This is a genomic window from Ramlibacter sp. JJN2-2R, from assembly GCF_057747835.1.
Map to the genome: position 1 here is coordinate 2,868,300 of NZ_CM173226.1, position 17,810 is coordinate 2,886,109.

The following is a 17,810-nucleotide window of genomic DNA, read 5'->3' on the forward strand; positions in this document are numbered from 1 at the left end:
GACCCGCAATCCAGTCCGCTGGTCTTGCGAGCCGCGCGACTGGATCCCGCTTCGCCGGGCTGACACGGTGTGGTGCGCTCACGCCTGCGTGTACGCCGTCTTGACCGTGGTGTAGAACTCCGCCGCGTAGCGCCCCTGCTCGCGCGGGCCGTAGCTGGAGCCCTTGCGGCCGCCGAACGGCACGTGGTAGTCCACGCCAGCCGTCGGCAGGTTCACCATCACCATGCCGGCCTGCGAATGGCGCTTGAAGTGCGTCGCGTGCTTGAGCGACGTGGTGGCGATGCCGGCGGCCAGGCCGAACTCGGTGTCGTTGGCCAGCGCCAGCGCCTCGTCGTAGTCCTTCACGCGCAGCACGCTCACCACCGGGCCGAAGATCTCCTCGCGGTTGATGCGCATCGACGGCGTGGTCTCGGTGAAGAGGGCCGGGGTCATGTAGAAGCCGGGCGCGCCGTCGGCGTTCTTCGCCACGGCCTCGCCGCCGGCGACCAGCTTCGCGCCCTCGCCCTTGCCGATGCCGATGTAGTCCAGGTCCTGCGCCAGCTGCTTGTCGTCGACCACCGGGCCGATGTCGGTGCCGGCCTTGCGGGCGTCGTCGACCTTGAGCGACTTCATGCGCTCGGCCATCGCGGCGACGAAACGGTCGTGGATGCCTTCGGTCACGATCAGGCGCGAGGACGCCGTGCAACGCTGGCCGGTGGAGAAGAAGCCGCTGTTGACCGCCGCGGCGACCGCCACGCCCAGGTCGGCGTCGTCCAGCACCACCATCGGGTTCTTGCCGCCCATCTCGAGCTGGAACTTGGCCATGCGCGCCACGCAGGCGCTGGCGATGCGGCGGCCCGTGGCCACCGAGCCGGTGAAGCTGATGGCGTCGACGCGCCGGTCGTCCAGCAGCACCTGGCCCACTTCGGCGCCACGGCCCATGACGAGGTTGAACACGCCGGCCGGCAGGCCCGCGCGGTGCAGGATGTCGGCCAGGGCCCAGGCGCTGCCGGGCACCAGGTCGGCCGGCTTGAGCACCACGGCGTTGCCGTAGGCCAGTGCCGGCGCGATCTTCCAGGCGGGAATCGCGATCGGAAAGTTCCAGGGCGTGATCAGCCCGACCACGCCGACCGGCTCGCGCGTGACTTCCACGCCGATGCCCGGGCGCACCGAGGGCACCGCGTCACCGCTGGTGCGCAGCGCCTCGCCGGCAAAGAACTTGAAGATGTTGCCGGCGCGCGCGACCTCGCCGATGGCCTCGGGCAGGGTCTTGCCCTCCTCGCGCGCCAGCAGGTCGCCCAGCTCGTTGCGCCGCGCCAGGATCTCGGCGCCGGCGGCGTCCAGGATGTCGAAGCGCTGCTGCGGCGTGGACAGGCCCCAGGCCTTCTGCGCCTTCACGGCCGCGGCGATGGCCTGCTGCGCCTGCGCGGCGTCGGCCTGCGCGTACTGACCGACGACGTCACGGGTGTCGGACGGGTTGATGTTGCGGCTGGTGCGGGCGCCCTGCACCCACTCGCCGTTGATCAGGTTCTTGAACATGCTGTCCTCTGTCTTTCTCCTTCCCCCTTTGGGGGAAGGTCGGGATGGGGGCACTCCGGGCGTCGGAGCGCCCCCACCCCAGCCCTCCCCCGGAGGGGGAGGGAGTGAAATCAACGCACCAGGCAGGGCCGCTTCGGGTCGAACTTCCACCCCGGCACCAGGAACTGCATCGCGATCGCGTCGTCGCGCGCGCCCAGGCCGTGCTGCTGGTACAGCGCGTGCGCCTTCTCCACCTCGGCCATGTCCAGCTCGATGCCCAGGCCCGGCTTCCTGGGCACCTGCACGTAGCCGCCTTCGATCTTCAGCGGGTCCCTGGTGAGGCGCTGGCCGTCCTGCCAGATCCAGTGGGTGTCGATGGCCGTCACCTTGCCCGGCGCGGCCGCCCCCACGTGGGTGAACATCGCCAGCGACACGTCGAAGTGGTTGTTCGAGTGCGAGCCCCAGGTCAGCCCCCAGTCGCGGCAGGTCTGGGCCACGCGCACCGAACCGGCCATGGTCCAGAAGTGCGGATCGGCCAGCGGGATGTCCACCGACTGCAGCGCGAGCGAATGCGCCAGCTGCCGCCAGTCCGTGGCCACCATGTTGGTCGCGGTGGGCAGGCCGGTGGCGCGGCGGAACTCGGCCATCACCTCGCGGCCGGAAAAGCCCTCCTCGGCACCGCACGGGTCCTCGGCGTACGCGACCACGTCGTGCATGTCGCGCATCAGGCGGATCGCGTCCTTCAGCAGCCAGCCGCCGTTGGGATCCAGCGTGATGCGCGCTTCGGGGAAGCGCTCGTGCAGCGCCGTGATCGCCTCGACTTCGGCATCGCCGCGCAGCACGCCGCCCTTCAACTTGAAGTCCTGGAAGCCGTAGCGCTTCTGCGCCGCTTCGGCCAGGCGCACGACGGCCTCGGGCGTCAGCGCTTCTTCGTGGCGCAGGCGCAGCCAGTCGTCCTGCGCGTCCGGCTCGCTGGCATACGGCAGGTCCGTCTTGCGCCGGTCGCCGACATAGAACAGGTAGCCCAGCATCTGCACGGCGTCGCGCTGCTGGCCTTCGCCAAGGAGCGCGGCGACCGGCACGCCCAGGTGCTGGCCCTGCAGGTCCAGCAGCGCCGATTCGACGGCGGTGACGGCGTGGATGGTGGTGCGCAGGTCGAACGTCTGCAGCCCGCGGCCGCCGGCGTCGCGGTCGGCGAACTTCGTGCGCATCGCGTTCAGGATCGCCTGCAGGTCGCCGATGGGCCGGCCCTCGACCAGCGGACGCGCGTCCTCCAGCGTCTGGCGGATCTTCTCGCCGCCGGGCACCTCGCCCACCCCGGTGTGGCCGGCGTTGTCGGTGGCGATGACGATGTTGCGGGTGAAGAACGGCGCATGCGCGCCCGACAGGTTGAGCAGCATGCCGTCGCGGCCGGCGACCGGCACGACGCGCAGCGATTGGACGATGGGAGAGGACATTCAGGTGACGGGTGCAGGGTTGAAGAGAACCAGCGCGTTGTGCAGCTTCCAGCGCTCGGCCCAGGTGCGCTGGCGGCCGCTGGCCACGTCGAGCATCAGGCGGAACAGCTGCCAGCCCACGTCCTCGACGGACGCCTGGCCGTCGGCGATGGCGCCGGCGTTGACGTCGATCAGGTCGTGCCAGCGGCGCGCCAGGTCGGTGCGCGTGCCCACCTTGATCACCGGCACTTCGGCCAGGCCGTAGGGCGTGCCGCGGCCGGTGGTGAACACGTGCAGGTTCATGCCGGCGGCCAGCTGCAGCGTGCCGCAGATGAAGTCGCTCGCGGGCGTGGCGGCGTAGTACAGGCCGCGGTGGCCGGCCGGCAGCTTCTCGCCGGGCGCGACCACGCCGCTGATCGGCGCCGTGCCCGACTTGATGATCGAGCCCATCGCCTTCTCGACGATGTTGGACAGGCCGCCCGCCTTGTTGCCGGGCGTGGTGTTGGCGCTGCGGTCGACGCTGCCGCGCTGCAGGTAGGCGTCGTACCAGGCCATCTCGCGCGCGACCGCGGCGGCCACGTCGGCATCGACGGCGCGCGAGGTGAGCTGCTCGACGGCGTCGCGCACCTCGGTGGTCTCGGAGAACATGACCGTGGCGCCGGCGCGCACCAGCAGGTCGGTGCAGAAGCCCACCGCCGGATTGGCGGTGGCGCCGGAGAAGGCGTCGCTGCCGCCGCACTGCACGCCCACCACCAGCTCGCTGGCGGGCACCGTCTCGCGGCGGCGCGCGTTCAGGCGCTCGAGGTGCGGCTCGGCTTGGCGCACGACGGCGTCGACCATCGACATGAAGCCCACGTGCTGCTCGTCCTGCAGCCGCACCAGGTCCAGGCCGGCGCCCTGCGCGGCCAGCGGGATCGATCCCGGCGGCAGCAGGCGCTCGGGCTGCAGCTTCTCGCAGCCCAGGCTGACGACCAGCAGCTCGCCGCCGAAGTTCGGGTTGAGCGAGATGTGGCGCAGCGTGCGGATCGGGATCTCGGCGCCGGGCGCGTCGATCGCCACGCCGCAGCCGTAGCCGTGCTCCAGCGCGACGACGCCGTCGACGTTGGGGTACCTGGGCAGCAGCTCGGCGCGGATGCGGTCGGCCGCCACGCGCGCGACGCCGGCCACGCATTGCACGGTCTGCGTGATGGCCAGCAGGTTGCGCGTGCCCACCGAGCCGTCGGCGTTGCGGTAGCCCTGGAAGGTGTGGCCCTGCAGCGGCTCCATGGCGGGCGGCCGCCGCGTGGCGACCGGCAGGTCCGACAGCGCGCGCGCCTCGGGCATGCGCAGCAGGCGCTCGTGCACCCAGCTGCCGGCCGCGATGTCCTTCAGGGCGTGGCCGATCACCACGTCGTAGCGGCGCACCGCGCCGCCGGCGGGGATGTCGGCCAGCGCGACCTTGTGGCCCTGCGGGATGCGGTCGCGCACGACCAGTCCGTCGTCGAAGCGGGCACCCGGGCCGAGGCCGCCGTCGTTGGCCACGATGGCGACGTTGTCGGCCGGGTGCATCTGGATGCGATGCGGCTTGGCGCTCATTCGAGGACTCCTGTCACGCCGAGGCTTTCATGGAATGGCGGTCATTCGAGGGCCACCGCGGATCCGGCTTTGGCCCGTCATTGCGGGCTCGACCCGCCATCCAGTCCCGGGAGGATGCCGGCACCGTTGCTGGATGCCGGGTCGAGCCCGGCATGACAGCCTGTGGGCCGGCGCCGTCGCCGGATGCCGGGTCGAGCCGGGCATGACAGGATGGTGGGCCGCTCAATCCGCCGAGATCTTGCGCGATTCGATCAGGTGCTTCCAGCGCGCGTACTCGGCGGCCTGGTACCTGGCGAACTGCTCGGGCGTGTCGGCCACGATCTCGAAGCCCTGCGCCACCAGCTTGTCCTTGACCGATGGGTCGTTCAGCACGGCGGCGATGGCATCGCGCAGCTTGGCCTTCACCTCCGCCGGCGTGCCCTTGGGCGCGGCGACGGCCTGCCAGGACTGCACCTCGGCGCCCTTGACGCCCTGCTCCTGCAGCGTGGGCAGGTCCGGCAGCAGCGTGGAGCGCTTGTCCGATGCGATGCCCAGCGCGCGCACCTTGCCCGCCTTGATGTGCTGGATGATGCTGTTGATGTTGACGAACGCGGCGTCCACCTGGCCGCCGAGCAGGTCGTTGATGGCCGGGCCGCCGCCCTTGTACGGGATGTGCAGGCCCTCGGTGCCGGTCTGCTGCCAGAACAGTTCGGCCGACAGGTGGTCGGACGAGCCGTTGCCCGACGACGCGAAGCTCACCTTGCCGGGCGTCTTCTTCAGGTGGGCCAGCAGGTCGGCCACGCTCTTGTCGGCCGAGTTCGTCGGCACCACCAGCACGTTGGGCGCCTGCACGGCGATCGTGATCGGGTCGAAGTCCTTCAGCGCGTCGTACTGCACGCCCTTGATCAGGTGCGGGGCGATCACGAAGGGCCCCAGCGAGGACACGAACAGCGTGTAGCCGTCGGCCGGCGCGCGCTTGACGAACGCCGCGCCGATGGTGCCCGTGGCGCCCGGCTTGTTGTCGATGATCCAGGTGCCGCCGATCTTCTCGGGCAGCTTCTGTGCCAGCACGCGGGCGATGGCGTCGGTGGAGCCGCCCGGGGGGAACGGCACGACCATCGTCACCGTCTTCTCCGGATAGCCGGCGGCAAAAGCGCTCACGGCGGCGGCCGTGGCGAGCGCCAGGCCGATCAGGGTCTTCTTCATGGGGTCTGTCTCCTGGGATTGGGGGTCACACGCTGCTTCACTGCGGGCCGAGCTTGCGGATGAGCGCGGCCAGTTCCTCGACTTCCTGCGGCTTGAGGTCCGACAGCGGCGGGCGCACCGGGCCGGCGCTCTTGCCGACGACGGTGGCGCCGGCCTTCACGATGGACACGGCATAGCCCTCGCCCTTGTTGCGGATCGCGAGGTACGGCAGGAAGAACTCGTTGATCAGGCGGCTGGTGGTGGCCGTGTCGCCGCTCGCGTAGGCGTTGTAGAACTCGATCGCCGTGCGCGGGATGAAGTTGAAGACCGCCGACGAATACACCGGCACGCCCAGCGCCTTGTACGCGCTGGCATAGACCTCGTGCGTGGGCATGCCGCCGACGTAGACGAAGCGGTCGCCCAGCTTCTGGCGGATGGAGACGATGCGCTCGATGTCGCCCAGGCCGTCCTTGAAGCCGATCAGGTTCGGGCAGCGCTCGGCCAGGCGGGCCAGCGAGTCGGCCGTGAGCCGGGTGGCGCCGCGGTTGTAGACGATGACGCCAATCTTCACGCTCTTGCACACCGCCTCGACGTGCTGCACCAGGCCGTCCTGGGTGGCTTCGGTCAGGTAGTGCGGCAGCAGCAGCACGCCCTGGGCGCCGTTGCGCTCGGCTTCCTGCGCGTAGCGGATGGCCAGCGTGGTGCCGCCGCCGGCGCCGCCGACGATGGGCACGCGGCCGCGGCAGGTGTCGGCCGCGGTCTTGATGACGGCGGCGTATTCCTGCGGCTCGAGCGAGAAGAACTCTCCGGTGCCGCCGGCGGCGAACAGCACGGTGGCGCCGTAGGGCATCAGCCATTCGAGGCGCGACGCGTAGCCCTTGGGTTCGAACCGCAGCTCGGCGTCGAAGTCGGTCAGCGGGAAGGACAGCAGTCCGCTGGAGAGGGCCTGCTTCAGTTCGTTGGGCGTCATGGGATCGGGGTGGTTTCGGGAACGAGGTAGGACATCGTACAACATCCGGCGAGCGGCAAGCGCAAATCCTTGCGGTCGTCCGGGGGATCAGCGGCGGCCGGCAGCGGCGGCCGCGATGCGCTGGCGGCGCTCGCGGCTGTTGGCCAGGTGGGTGCGCATGGCGGCGCGGGCGGCGTCGGGGTCCTGCCGCTCGATGGCGTTGAGGATCGACTCGTGCTCCAGGTTCACGCGCTGCAGGTACTCGTGCTGCTCGGGGCTGGGCGGCTGGGCCTGCTCGAGCCGCGCGCGCGGGATCATCGTGCCGCCGAGGGTGGCCATCAGGTCGGCGTAGCGGGCGTTCTGGGTCGCGCGGGCGATCTCCAGGTGGAACTGGTAGTCGGGGCCGACGGCGTCGCGCCCTTCCGCCAGCGCCGCCGAGAAGGCCTGCAGCGCCGAGCGCAGCGCGGCCAGGTTGGCCGGCGTGCGGCGCATCGCGGCCAGTGCCGCGCTCTCCGTTTCCACGCCGATGCGCAGCTCCAGCACCGCGATGACGTCCTTCAGCGTCGACAGCTGCGCCGGCGCGATGCGGAAGCTGCTGGCGTCGCCCTGGCCCAGCACGAAGGTGCCGATGCCGTGCCGCGTCTCGACCATGCCGGCGGCCTGCAGCCGCGAGATGGCCTCGCGCACGACGGTGCGGCTGACGCCGAACTCCTCCATGATCGCGCCCTCGGTCGGCAGCTTCGCGGCCGCCGGCAGGCGCCCGTCACGGATGCGGTCGCCCAGGGCCTGCACGAGGTCGGCGGTGAGGGAGCGGCGGGCGACGGAGGTGGTCACGGTTGTATTATGTCGTACGTGTCGGCGCCCCCGCCTGTCCACGCGGTCATGCCGACTTCACCCGGCCACCAGCGACTGCGTCAGCCCCAAAGTCGTCATGCCGGGCTTGACCCGGCATCCAGCGACGGGGCCGTGACGAGCGTCCGGACTGGATTGCGGGTCAAGCCCGCAATGACGGTGAGGAACAGGCACCTTGCCACCCCCATGTCGTCATGCCGGGCTTGACCCGGCATCCAGCGACTGCGGCTTGGCGACTCCCGGACTGGATTGCGGGTCGAGCCCGCAATGACGGCGAGGGAGCGAGACGACCCGGCACTTCGTGACCGCGGCGACCGCGTGCTCGCCTTCAGTCCGCGTACACCCCCGCCTTGCGGATCACCGGACCCCACTTGTTGATCTCCGCCTCCAGGTGCGTGCGCAGGCCGGCCGGGGTGATCTTGTCCATCGGGGCGACGTCGGAGCTGAGCTCGGTCAGGCGCTTCTTCACCTCCGGGTCCTGCATCGCGGCGCGCAGGGCGGCGTTGAGCTTGTCGATCACCGGCTGCGGCGTGCCCTTGGGCGCGTACAGGCCGTGCCACACCTTGACGTCGAAGCCCTTGAGGCCCTGCTCGTCCAGCGTCGGCACGTTGGGCAGCACCGCCAGCCGGTTCGGCGTCGTCACGCCGAAGACCTTGACGCGGCCGTCCTTGATCAGCGGCACGGTCTGCGTGGTCTGGTCGCACAGCAGGTCGACCTGGCTGCCCAGCAGCGCGTTCATCGCCGGGCCGGTGCCGGAGAACGGCACGGTGGTCAGCTCCACCCCCATCTGGCTCATGAACAGCAGCCCGCACAGGTGCGACACCGCGCCCAGGCCCGCGTTGGCGAGCGACACCTTGGTGCCGTTGGCCTTCAGGTAGGCCTGCAGCTCGGGGAAGGTGGTGGCGGGGAAGTCCTTGCGCGCCAGCAGCGTCATCGGCACGTCGGCCACCTGGCCGATGTACTCGAAGTCCTTGAGCGGATCGAACTGCAGCTTCTTGTACAGCGCCGGCGCGGTGCTCATGCCCATGTGGTGCAGGAAGATGGTGTAGCCGTTGGGCTGCGCGCGGGCGACCTTGGTGGCGGCGATCGTGCCGCCCGCCCCCACCGCGTTCTCCACCGTCACGTTCTGGCCGAGCGAGCGGGTCATCGGGATGGCGATCATCCGGGCCAGGACGTCGGTGGGTCCGCCGGCGGCGAACGGCACGACCAGCGTGACCGGCCGCTCGGGCCAGGCCTGGGCGGCCGCGGCGAGCGAGAAGGCCGCGAGCGACGCGGCCAGCAGCGTCTTGAACATGCGCATGGGATGTCTCCTTCGTGGTGGGAAGGCGCACCATAAGCCGCGCGGGGGACGCGCGGACTCCGCACTTTCCTGAGATCGGGGGTCGATTGCGGGTTAACCCCGGGGCTTGCCGCCACGGGGCCGTGCGCGACTGCCTGTCATCCCGGGTTCGACGGCATCCAGTGCGTCGGGCTTGGCGCGCGACTCGATCTGCAGTGCGTCGTCATGCCGGGCTCGACCCGGCATCCAGCCACGCGGCGTGACCACCGCCCGGACTGGATTGCGGGTCAAGCCCGCAATGACACCGGAAGGCATGGGCGCCCGACCGCGCCACGATCTGCCCTCCTGCGCGCCACCGCCTGCCCGCCACCGCGCCACGGTGTGGCCGCTTAGAACGACCTCGGCAGCCCGAGCACGTGCTCGGCCACGTAGCTGAAGATCAGGTTGGTCGAGATGGGCGCCACCTGGTACAGGCGCGTCTCGCGGAACTTGCGCTCGACGTCGTAGGCGTGGGCGAAGCCGAAGCCGCCGTGCGTCTGCAGGCAGGTGTTGGCCGCCTCCCAGGAGGCCTTGGCCGCCAGGTACTTGGCCATGTTGGCCTCCGCCCCGCAGGGCTGGCCGGCGTCGAACAGCGCGCAGGCCTTGAAGCGCATCAGGTTGGCCGCCTCGGTCTCGATGTACGCGTCGGCGATCGGGAACTGCACGCCCTGGTTCTGGCCGATCGGCCGCTCGAACACCACCCGGTCGCTGGCGTAGCGGCGCGCCTTGTCGACGAACCAGTACGCATCGCCGATGCACTCGGCCGCGATCAGCGTGCGCTCGGCGTTCAGGCCGTCCAGGATGTAGCGGAAGCCCTGCCCTTCCTGGCCGATCAGGTTCTCGGCCGGGATCTCCAGGTCGTCGAAGAACACCTCGTTGGTCTCGTGGTTGACCATGTTCAGGATCGGCCGCACGGTCATCCCCTTGCCGATCGCCTGGTGCAGGTCGACGAGGAAGATGCTCATGCCCTCGCTCTTGCGCCGCACCTCGGCCAGCGGCGTCGTGCGCGCCAGGAGGATCATCAGGTCCGAGTGCTGGATGCGCGAGATCCAGACCTTCTGGCCGTTGACGACGTAGCGGTCGCCGCGGCGCACCGCCGTGGTCTTCAGCCGCGTGGTGTCGGTGCCGGTGGTCGGCTCGGTGACGGCCATCGACTGCAGCCGCAGCTTGCCGCTGGCGATGCCCGGCAGGTAGCGCTGCTTCTGCTCGGGCGAGCCGTGGCGCAGCAGCGTGCCCATGTTGTACATCTGGCCGTGGCACGCGCCCGCGTTGCCGCCGGCCAGGTTGATTTCCTCCATGATCACCGAGGCCTCGGCCAGGCCCAGGCCCGAGCCGCCGTACGCCTGCGGGATCAGCGCCGCCAGCCAGCCGGCCTCGGCCAGCGCGTCGACGAAGGCCTCGGGGTAGCCGCGCGCCTTGTCCACTTCCTGCCAGTAGGCGGAGTCGAACCCCGCGCAGAGCGAACGCAGCGCGTCGCGCAAGTCCTGGTACTTGTCGGGGGTGGGGATGGGATTCATCAGGTCGATCGGAGAGTTGCGCTATGGCCGGGGCACATGGGCTTGGAGCTCACGCCAGTTGCGCCTGCGCCTGCATGGTCAACCACCCTTCGTGGTCGTTCGCCCAGAGCGTGACCTGGTCGCCCTCGAGCCGGCCGTTCACGCGGAACGGGTGCAGGTCGAAGGTCGGCCGCACGGCCTTGAATTGGAAGCCGGCGACGCGCGCGCCCGGCTGCTGCCGCCGCACCAGGTCCACCAGCAGCGTGGCGATCAACGGGCCGTGCACGACCAGGCCCGGGTAGCCCTCGACGTCGGTGACGTAGCGGCGGTCGTAGTGGATGCGGTGGCCGTTGAAGGTCAGCGCGGAATAGCGAAACAGCAGCACGTCGTCGGGCACGATCTCGCGCTGCCACGGCGCGTCCTGTTCCGCACGCTGCGGCGGCGGCACGGGGTCGCCCGGCCGGGGCGCGGCGCGGTACACGATGTCGTGCTCCTCGGTCAGCGCCAGTCCCCGCGGGCCGTGCACCTCGTGGCGCACCAGCACGAACACCAGTTCGCCCGAGCGGCCGCTCTTGGACATGACCGACTCGATGCGAGAGACGCGCCGGATCTCGTCGCCCACGCGCAGCGGCTGCAGCCACTGCAGCCGGCCGCCGGCCCACATGCGGCGCGGCAGCGGCACCGGCGGCAGGAAGCCGCCGCGCTTGGGATGGCCGTCGGGTCCCAGCTCGCCCTGGCGCGCCTGCGGCAGGAAGTACAGCCAGTGGGCCAGCGGCGGGATGGCGTCGCCCGGCTGCGGCGGCGGATCGTCGCGGTCGAGCGTGGCGGCCAGCCCGCGCACGGGCGCCGCGGTCACCAGGTCGTGCAGGGTCTCGCTGCGGCCCTGCCAGGACTGCAGGTGCGCGAGGACGTCGGGGGTGAGGACGGCGGGCGTTGCCACGGCAGTCACTGCGGCGCCCTCAGCCGTCCACCTCCTGGAACACCTCGCGCGCGGTGCGGAAGCTGTCGATGGCCGCCGGCACGCCGCAGTAGATGGCCGCCTGGAGGAAGACCTCCTTGATCTCGTCGCGCGAGACGCCGTTGTTGAGCGCGCCGCGCACGTGCAGCTTGAGCTCGTGCGGCCGGTTCAGCGCCGTCAGCATGGCCAGGTTCAGCAGGCTGCGGGTGCGGCGGTCCAGGCCGGGGCGGTTCCAGATGTCGCCCCAGCAATACCTGGTGACCAGCTCCTGCATGTCGCCGTTGAAGTCGTCGGCGTTGCGGACCGTGTTGTCCACGTAGTCGGGACCGAGCACCTCGCGCCGGGTGGCGAGGCCGCGCGGGTCGAGTCGCTTGTCATCCATGTCGTGTCTCCTGCGTGCGGCGATGCCGCCATGATGCCCGAAGCCACCGCCCCTACACTCGCGCGGCATGAAAGACGCCGACGTCGAACCCTTCTTTGCCACCCTGCAGGCCGCCAACCCGGCGCCCGAGACCGAGCTCGAATACACCAGCGTGTTCGAGCTGCTGGCGGCCGTGCTGCTGTCGGCGCAGGCCACCGACGCGGGCGTGAACAAGGCCACCCGCCGGCTGTTCCCGGTGGCGGGCACGCCGCAGGCGATGCTGGACCTCGGGCTGGAGGGGCTGGAGGGCCACATCCGCACGATCGGCCTGTACCGCACCAAGGCGCGCAACCTGATGCAGACCTGCCGCATCCTGGTGGACCGGCACGGCGGCCGCGTGCCGGGCACGCGCGAGGAACTGGAGGCCCTGCCGGGCGTGGGCCGCAAGACGGCCAACGTGGTGCTGAACGTGGCGTTCGGCCAGCCGACGATGGCGGTGGACACGCACATCTTCCGCGTCAGCAACCGCACCGGCCTGGCGCCCGGCAAGGACCCGCTGGCGGTGGAGGCCCGACTGCTCGAGCGCGTGCCGCCGGCGTACCTGCACGACGCCCACCACTGGCTGATCCTGCATGGCCGCTACGTGTGCGTGGCGCGCCTGCCCCAGTGCTGGCGCTGCGCGGTACGGGCGTACTGCGACTACGAGCCGAAGACGCCGGCGCCCGGGCAACGGCCGGTGGGGCAGGAAGGGTGAAGTCGTCCCAGGCGTCGCCTCTGAACCAGGCTCACTGGCCCGTCAGGTGGCACGCTTGGTGGCGACGACCTGGGCAAGAACGATCCGGCCTTCCTCGAGGTTGCGACGCTGGTTCTGCGCCATGGTGGAGAAGTCCTCTCCCATCAGCAACGCGAAGCTGAGGGGTGGCAAGCCGACTTTCCGGATGCGCTCGGCGAGTGCGACGAACCAGGCTTTTCCTGTCTCGGTCGCGTCGACCCAGTCGGTGACCTGGAAGCCGGCCTCCTGGAGGTCGGTCCGCAGTTCCTCCGGCGATGCGAGGAAGCTCGTGTCGGGTGTCCGGGCCCACGGGACCGGGAAGTGGACGGGCGCCGTCGGGCCTCGCAGGATGTCGTAGATCGCCAGGGTGCCGCCTGGCTTCAGCACCCGGAACATCTCGCCGTAGAGGCGCGGCTTGTCGGGAATGTTCATCGCGACGTGTTCCGTCCACACGGCGTCGAATGAGGCGGGCTGGAAAGGCAGGTTCAGGGCATCTCCCTGCTGGAAGTCCAACAGGTGGCCGAGGCCCAGGAGGTCGGAGAGCATGCGTGCGACCCGACAGTACTCGTCGGTCAGGTCGATTCCCGTCACTCGACACCCGTACTCGGATGCCAACGCGCGTGCGGGGCCGCCCAATCCACTGCCCACATCCAGCACCGTCATTGCGCGATGGATCTTCGCGGCCCGCGCAAGATCCAGTGTGGCGGCGCGCCCCCGGATATGAAACTCATCGATCGGCGCCAGGTCCTCGGGCGTGAGACGACTCGGGTCGCGACCGGCCTTGGCCAGCGTGTCGAGGATGAGCTGTCCGAGACCGGTGACGGTGTAGTGGTCCTGGATCCTGGAATTGCGCTGGGTCGGTTCCGATGACACTTTCAGCTCCTCGTGGATGTAGCCACCGCTACTCGCCGAGCGATTCTGGCAGTGGCCTGCGGAAGAAGTGTGTCGCTGTGTGAGACCGGCGCATGGATCACGGCCTCGATGTGGTGGCCGTCCGGGTCAGGACGAACGCCGCATGGTCGTGCTGGCCGTAGCGTCAGGCCGCAGCGTGAGGCCGGGGGAGTGCGAGCGACATATGCACCTTGCCCTTCAGCCCGGAGTCTGTGCGAATGGCTTGTGGCTGCGTTCCCCAGTCGACAAAGCCAACCGAGCGATAGAGGCGAAGCGCCGGGGCGTTGCCTTCCGTGAGCGTCAGGGTCAGGCACAGGATCTCGGGTCTGGCGGAAGCAGCCGCGATGGCGGCGTTCAGGAGCGCGAGACCGACGGCCTTGCCACGCTCCTGTGGCTGGACGTACATGCCCAGGACCAAGGCGGAATGACGTGTCTTGGGCTTGGCCGAGTACTCCAGCGCGACTGTGCCGACCAACCGGCTGCCCTTCCAAGCGCCGAACGACGTGGCCAAGCCGCCGGCACTGCCGATGCGCCTGACCCACCATGACTCAGGTTCGGCTTCGCGTTCAGCGGCGGTGGTGGTGAAGGCGTCCGGCGCTTGCTCGTAGGCCTCGAGCATGAGCGCGCGGTAGGCAACGACGTCGGCGGCAGTGAGGATGGAAATACGCATTCGTTTGGCAGCCTAGCGTTGGAGGTGAGGCGCACGCGGCGGCATGCCGTTGCGCGTCGCCTCGACCGACGGGTTAGGCGTCACCCTCGCCAGGCCAGACATTTGCGTTTTCCGCGAAGTCGGCTCTTTGCGGCCGCACGATACAGAAGCGCTGGCCCGTTGGCGCTTCCATGATCCACCATGTCTTGCGCTTCTCGATGCGCTTGGCACCCAGTCGTTCCAGTCGACTCGCCTCTGCCTCAACGTCGTCGGTTTCGATGTCGAGGTGAACTCTGCTCTGGTGCTTCACCGCTTGAACGAGGATCTTCATCTCACTCGGCGGGCCTTCGAGCAACCGATACGGTTCCGAAGGATCTGCATTCGACTCCGCCACTCGCCCGATTGCAGCCGCCCAAAAGGTTGCCGCAGCGTCAATGTCACCTGTCTGGCAGTCGATGATGATGTTGCTCAATCGGCTCTTGTGCATGCTAGCTCCGGGAGACAGTCCGTTGTTTGTGTGACGCGACCTGCCAAGGACTGAATGCCCCCTCATGGCGACAGGGACCAACCCCAGGAAGCGCTGACGCCGATAACTAGTCCGGCCCATTGCGATCGAACGTTTGACGCTGCTCCTACCACGCGGACCCCATGACGGCACAGGCTCACGCAGCCCACCCACGAGGCCGGAGATACGACCTGTTAGAGCTCATTGCCCGTCCAACGCCTGGTCAGTCGCTTGTACCAGGTTCTTCATGAAGCGAATGGCCTTCTCCAGGTCATCTCGTTTCACCAGATGCGGCGCAGGTGGCCCACCGTTGGCCGGTTTTGCTCGGTGTACTGCGTCTCCTCGCTTAGAGATCAGGTCGTCCAAGGTCTTGCGTGCAAGCGCTGGCTCCATGTTTTGCCAGGTCCAGCCCTCCGTCACGTCGAGTTCGAGGTAGTCCAGGAACAGCCGCTTAGTCTTCTCCGCGCCCGGATTGTGAAATCGCTTGATCTCGTCCTCCAGCTTCGCCAGAACGAACTTTCCGACGGGACTCCCATTCAGGATTCTCAAGCGAGCTTGAACCGCTTCGCGCGCCCGATCCTCAACGTAGGTTTCCCAGGCGGTCAACGCCATGACTAGTCCAGCACGCTTCAGGACTTCCGCTTGATCCGGCGATTGCTTGTGATTGCTGTCGAAATACGCCAAGAGGATTGCTGCGTCCCCGATAGCACTCTCAAAATTGGCTGCTGCTCGTGACATGTGACGGTGAGCTCTAACGATTAAAAGGGGCTGTTAGACGCTGTCTTTGCCAGCTTCGACGCCATAGCCGATTGCCGTGCTGTCTTCGAAGACGCGCCGGTACCCAAGCGCTTGAAGCGACGCGTCGTAGAACTGCCCGCTAGCTTCAAGGTCTGCGACGGCGATGGAGATGTGGTGCAGCATCAAGCGGCCTAACGTCGGAGTTGACCGGCGCGCACCGGCAGTGCGCCGCACGGCGTAGGCTTGTCTACACGCCTTGCGGCGCACTGCCGGTGCGTGTCCGTGTCGAACGACATGTTAGAGATCGCTCGCAAGTTCTTCACCCTTTGCTCTCTTCTGCGGAGGTCGATTTGAACTGTTCCCCCTTCGAGAAGTACAGCCTGTTGTACTCAGTCACGGCGACTTCAAGAGCCATCTCGCCTCGCTCCATCTGGTGGAGGTAGTACTCCCAGAAGTCGGCCGTGTTTGCCATCTTCTGGAACACCGAGGGTTTCAGAGCGAAGAAGGCATCCTGTACCCGACTCATCGTCTTCGGCTGCGAATGCTTGGCATAAGGCGCGGCATATGCCAACACTGTTCCAGCTAAGCGCACGGCGTGGCTGGCCGGACCTTCTCGCACCTGCATCTCGGGCGTCGTCACGACGATCTTCTCAGGATGAATATCCGTGTACATCGACGCTTCACGTCCGAACTTCAAGTCGACCATCACCCGGACGAAGTCCATGATGTCGTCGCGAATGTTGGGAGTGCTCTGAATCCACGGAGAGAAAGCTGCTGTGACCTTCTTCGAGTGATCCTCAAACTGCAGCTTCAAGCGCTGACTGACGGCCGGGTCCGAAAGATTTCTACCCAGTCCCTCATAGGCCTGGACGGCTTTTCCCGCCTCCTCGATCGAGGAGACCGCGAGAAAGTAAGCCCGCGCAAAGTGCCTATGCCGGAGCAACAGCGTCGCTTCTTCAAGCAAAGACTGGGCATTCGTCAGCGCTGCATCGCGCACCTGTCGCAGTAGCTCAACGCTCAGCTCATAGTCCCGAGTCTTCAGCATCAGCGGTGTCCCAGGTGATCTCTAACGTCGGAGTTGACCGCCACGCACCGGCAGTGCGCCGCACGGCGTAGGCTTGTCCACACGCCTTGCGGCGCACTGCCGGTGCGTGTCCGTGTCGAACGACCTGTTAGCTGTCATTGGCGCGGCGCGAACATCTTCGACGCTAGGAGCTTAGACGCCAAGTCGGGAGCCACACGGGTCGGCATGTACTGGTTTGTCATGTCGCAGATGGAGTCCTCGAGCTTTCCATCTCGGTAGAGCCTACGCTGAGGGCCCAGAAACATGGACCAGATACGGATCTCGTCGTCACCCAACTTCGCAACGAAGGGGTACTCAAGGTGCTCAAGTCGCCCACCGACGGCGATAGGCCGGTGCCGAGCGGTTAGGGAAACACCGAGGCAAGTGACCTCGAGCTCCCCGTCGACGCATCGAAACTCCGCTCCATTCACCTTAGGCTCCTTGAGCGTGGCCACGGCAGCCATAAATTCTCCGTGCAACTTTTCGAGCTCTTGCAGCGCTGCGGCCGCCAGCTCTAGTTGATCGTCGTTTCTCATCTCGGCACGCTCCGTCTAGGAAATCGCACGCATCTGAGTGACAGCTAACGTCGAAGTTGACCGGCGCGCTCCGGTAGTGCGCCGCACGGCGTAGGCTCGTCCACACGCCTTGCGGCGCGCTGCCGGTGCGCGTCCGTGTCGAACGACCAGTTAGGCAGAGGCGAACTGAAGACCATAGAGCACGAGCGCATTTATTGCGAAAAGGGCGATTGCGAAAGCCACGGCCTTTGCGGAAGCCCACACGGCTTGGGGAATGGAGAGGAGCCGAAAAAACAGGATAGGAATTCCAACTGGAGGCAGGAAAGCAGCAAGGACCGTGATGCCCAAAGGCGATTCCAGGCCTCTCTCAGATGTGTAAGCCTTGCTCCATTGAAAGATAAGACTCGCGAACACGATTCCGTACACAAAACTTAAAGGACTGACCTGCCTGGGCGAGACGTGCATCGCCGCGTCAATGAAAGCGACGGCGATGCTGGTTCCCGCCAACGCCACCAAAAACTTCGCTGAGCGCTTCACCGCGGCCTAACGTCGGAGTTGACCGGCACGCGCCGGCAGTGCGCCGCACGGCGTAGGCTTGTCCACACGCCTTGCGGCGCACTGCCGGTGCGTGTCCGTGTCGAACGACCTGTTAGGTCTCATGCTAGTGAGTGGTCCCACTACCGCTCCCCTGCACCGCAGCAAGTCCCGCGGCCAACTCGCTCGCAAGGCGCTCGGCGTCACCGCTTTCTAGGGTTGTTGTCATAGACAGGCCGCACTCAAGCTGCTGCTCCAACAGCAGCAGTGGACCCGGGGAGATCTTCGCGTGCAATTCACGAGTGGCGAATAGCTGCGCCACTTCCAAGACTTCTCTGCGCTTGCTCTGGGAAGCGCAAAGAACAAGATTCAGGACAGTTTCGCCGAGCAACTTTGGCGAAAGCTGAATGGAAGTGGTCGAATCCGGCCCAGTTCGGTAGTGGACCCAGACCTCACCCGTATCCGGGTCTCCCTGCACGCGCAAGTCCGTTGGCTGGATCTTTGTTTGTCGCATGGCGCTCCTCGTGAGACCTAACG

The 17,810-nt window shown here is 67.9% G+C and carries 18 protein-coding genes; 1 reads left to right on the forward strand and 17 read right to left on the reverse strand.

The annotated features are described in order from the left end of the window. Positions 1–78 precede the first annotated feature (78 nt). The 10 genes from AC3ANR_RS13945 to AC3ANR_RS13990 all read right to left on the reverse strand — a co-directional run bounded on the left by AC3ANR_RS13945 (position 79) and on the right by AC3ANR_RS13990 (position 11,627). Positions 79–1,518, reverse strand: a complete 1,440-nt coding sequence (locus AC3ANR_RS13945; protein ID WP_488288700.1) for an aldehyde dehydrogenase family protein — start codon at positions 1,516–1,518, stop codon at positions 79–81. Positions 1,519–1,628: 110 nt separating this feature from the next. Next, entirely contained in the window at positions 1,629–2,954 is a 1,326-nt protein-coding gene (gudD, locus tag AC3ANR_RS13950; RefSeq protein WP_488288701.1) for a glucarate dehydratase, read from the reverse strand. Next, the gene (gene garD, locus AC3ANR_RS13955) at positions 2,955–4,508 is read right to left on the reverse strand and encodes a galactarate dehydratase (RefSeq protein WP_488288702.1); all 1,554 of its coding nucleotides are present in this window, start codon (positions 4,506–4,508) and stop codon (positions 2,955–2,957) included. 222 nt (positions 4,509–4,730) lie between these two features. Next, positions 4,731–5,693: a Bug family tripartite tricarboxylate transporter substrate binding protein gene (locus tag AC3ANR_RS13960; RefSeq protein ID WP_488288703.1), complete on the reverse strand. Its 963-nt coding sequence runs from the start codon at positions 5,691–5,693 to the stop codon at positions 4,731–4,733. 37 nt (positions 5,694–5,730) lie between these two features. Further along, positions 5,731–6,642 carry a 5-dehydro-4-deoxyglucarate dehydratase gene (gene kdgD, locus AC3ANR_RS13965; RefSeq protein WP_488288704.1) on the reverse strand — a complete coding sequence of 304 codons (912 nt, stop codon included), beginning with the start codon at positions 6,640–6,642 and terminating at the stop codon, positions 5,731–5,733. Positions 6,643–6,729: 87 nt separating this feature from the next. Next, on the reverse strand, positions 6,730–7,455 hold the full coding sequence (locus AC3ANR_RS13970) for a FadR/GntR family transcriptional regulator (protein WP_488288705.1): 726 nt from the start codon (positions 7,453–7,455) through the stop codon (positions 6,730–6,732). A gap of 346 nt (positions 7,456–7,801) precedes the next feature. After that, on the reverse strand, positions 7,802–8,773 hold the full coding sequence (locus tag AC3ANR_RS13975) for a tripartite tricarboxylate transporter substrate binding protein BugD (RefSeq protein ID WP_488288706.1): 972 nt from the start codon (positions 8,771–8,773) through the stop codon (positions 7,802–7,804). Positions 8,774–9,141: 368 nt separating this feature from the next. Further along, positions 9,142–10,308, reverse strand: coding sequence for an acyl-CoA dehydrogenase family protein (locus AC3ANR_RS13980; protein WP_488288707.1), 1,167 nt, complete (start codon positions 10,306–10,308; stop codon positions 9,142–9,144). Positions 10,309–10,357: 49 nt separating this feature from the next. Then, complete coding sequence (locus AC3ANR_RS13985) at positions 10,358–11,227, reverse strand: HTD2 family dehydratase (RefSeq protein WP_488288708.1); 870 nt, start codon at positions 11,225–11,227, stop codon at positions 10,358–10,360. A gap of 19 nt (positions 11,228–11,246) precedes the next feature. Continuing rightward, entirely contained in the window at positions 11,247–11,627 is a 381-nt protein-coding gene (locus AC3ANR_RS13990) for a carboxymuconolactone decarboxylase family protein (RefSeq protein ID WP_488288709.1), read from the reverse strand. Positions 11,628–11,694: 67 nt separating this feature from the next. Here AC3ANR_RS13990 and nth point away from each other — a divergent pair, with 67 nt between their 5' ends. Beyond that, positions 11,695–12,360 (forward strand): endonuclease III, encoded by a 666-nt coding sequence (gene nth / locus AC3ANR_RS13995; protein WP_488288710.1) that lies wholly within the window; start codon positions 11,695–11,697, stop codon positions 12,358–12,360. 42 nt (positions 12,361–12,402) lie between these two features. Here nth and AC3ANR_RS14000 read toward each other — a convergent pair whose 3' ends face one another. The 7 genes from AC3ANR_RS14000 to AC3ANR_RS14030 all read right to left on the reverse strand — a co-directional run bounded on the left by AC3ANR_RS14000 (position 12,403) and on the right by AC3ANR_RS14030 (position 16,760). Next, positions 12,403–13,251, reverse strand: coding sequence for a class I SAM-dependent methyltransferase (locus tag AC3ANR_RS14000; RefSeq protein ID WP_488288711.1), 849 nt, complete (start codon positions 13,249–13,251; stop codon positions 12,403–12,405). A 163-nt stretch (positions 13,252–13,414) separates the two neighbouring features. Next, positions 13,415–13,939 carry a GNAT family N-acetyltransferase gene (locus AC3ANR_RS14005; protein WP_488288712.1) on the reverse strand — a complete coding sequence of 175 codons (525 nt, stop codon included), beginning with the start codon at positions 13,937–13,939 and terminating at the stop codon, positions 13,415–13,417. Positions 13,940–14,012: 73 nt separating this feature from the next. Continuing rightward, entirely contained in the window at positions 14,013–14,390 is a 378-nt protein-coding gene (locus AC3ANR_RS14010) for a VOC family protein (protein ID WP_488288713.1), read from the reverse strand. A gap of 234 nt (positions 14,391–14,624) precedes the next feature. Continuing rightward, positions 14,625–15,107, reverse strand: a complete 483-nt coding sequence (locus tag AC3ANR_RS14015) for a HEPN domain-containing protein (RefSeq protein ID WP_488288714.1) — start codon at positions 15,105–15,107, stop codon at positions 14,625–14,627. Positions 15,108–15,194: 87 nt separating this feature from the next. Next, positions 15,195–15,344, reverse strand: a complete 150-nt coding sequence (locus AC3ANR_RS14020; protein WP_488288715.1) for a VOC family protein — start codon at positions 15,342–15,344, stop codon at positions 15,195–15,197. Positions 15,345–15,480: 136 nt separating this feature from the next. Then, the gene (locus tag AC3ANR_RS14025; RefSeq protein ID WP_488288716.1) at positions 15,481–16,206 is read right to left on the reverse strand and encodes an AbiV family abortive infection protein; all 726 of its coding nucleotides are present in this window, start codon (positions 16,204–16,206) and stop codon (positions 15,481–15,483) included. A gap of 134 nt (positions 16,207–16,340) precedes the next feature. Further along, positions 16,341–16,760 (reverse strand): hypothetical protein, encoded by a 420-nt coding sequence (locus AC3ANR_RS14030; protein WP_488288717.1) that lies wholly within the window; start codon positions 16,758–16,760, stop codon positions 16,341–16,343. Positions 16,761–17,810: the final 1,050 nt, after the last annotated feature.

What these genes read in the sequence shown, in the direction of transcription:
- nth (WP_488288710.1), top strand. Translation starts at nt 11,695, where the DNA reads ATGAAAGACGCCGACGTCGAACCCTTCTTTGCCACCCTGCAGGCCGCC.
- AC3ANR_RS14005 (WP_488288712.1), bottom strand. Translation starts at nt 13,939, where the DNA reads ATGCGTATTTCCATCCTCACTGCCGCCGACGTCGTTGCCTACCGCGCG.
- kdgD (WP_488288704.1), bottom strand. Translation starts at nt 6,642, where the DNA reads ATGACGCCCAACGAACTGAAGCAGGCCCTCTCCAGCGGACTGCTGTCC.
- gudD (WP_488288701.1), bottom strand. Translation starts at nt 2,954, where the DNA reads ATGTCCTCTCCCATCGTCCAATCGCTGCGCGTCGTGCCGGTCGCCGGC.
- AC3ANR_RS14030 (WP_488288717.1), bottom strand. Translation starts at nt 16,760, where the DNA reads ATGAGAAACGACGATCAACTAGAGCTGGCGGCCGCAGCGCTGCAAGAG.
- AC3ANR_RS13975 (WP_488288706.1), bottom strand. Translation starts at nt 8,773, where the DNA reads ATGCGCATGTTCAAGACGCTGCTGGCCGCGTCGCTCGCGGCCTTCTCG.
- AC3ANR_RS13945 (WP_488288700.1), bottom strand. Translation starts at nt 1,518, where the DNA reads ATGTTCAAGAACCTGATCAACGGCGAGTGGGTGCAGGGCGCCCGCACC.
- AC3ANR_RS13960 (WP_488288703.1), bottom strand. Translation starts at nt 5,693, where the DNA reads ATGAAGAAGACCCTGATCGGCCTGGCGCTCGCCACGGCCGCCGCCGTG.
- garD (WP_488288702.1), bottom strand. Translation starts at nt 4,508, where the DNA reads ATGAGCGCCAAGCCGCATCGCATCCAGATGCACCCGGCCGACAACGTC.
- AC3ANR_RS13980 (WP_488288707.1), bottom strand. Translation starts at nt 10,308, where the DNA reads ATGAATCCCATCCCCACCCCCGACAAGTACCAGGACTTGCGCGACGCG.
- AC3ANR_RS13990 (WP_488288709.1), bottom strand. Translation starts at nt 11,627, where the DNA reads ATGGATGACAAGCGACTCGACCCGCGCGGCCTCGCCACCCGGCGCGAG.
- AC3ANR_RS14025 (WP_488288716.1), bottom strand. Translation starts at nt 16,206, where the DNA reads ATGCTGAAGACTCGGGACTATGAGCTGAGCGTTGAGCTACTGCGACAG.
- AC3ANR_RS14020 (WP_488288715.1), bottom strand. Translation starts at nt 15,344, where the DNA reads ATGCTGCACCACATCTCCATCGCCGTCGCAGACCTTGAAGCTAGCGGG.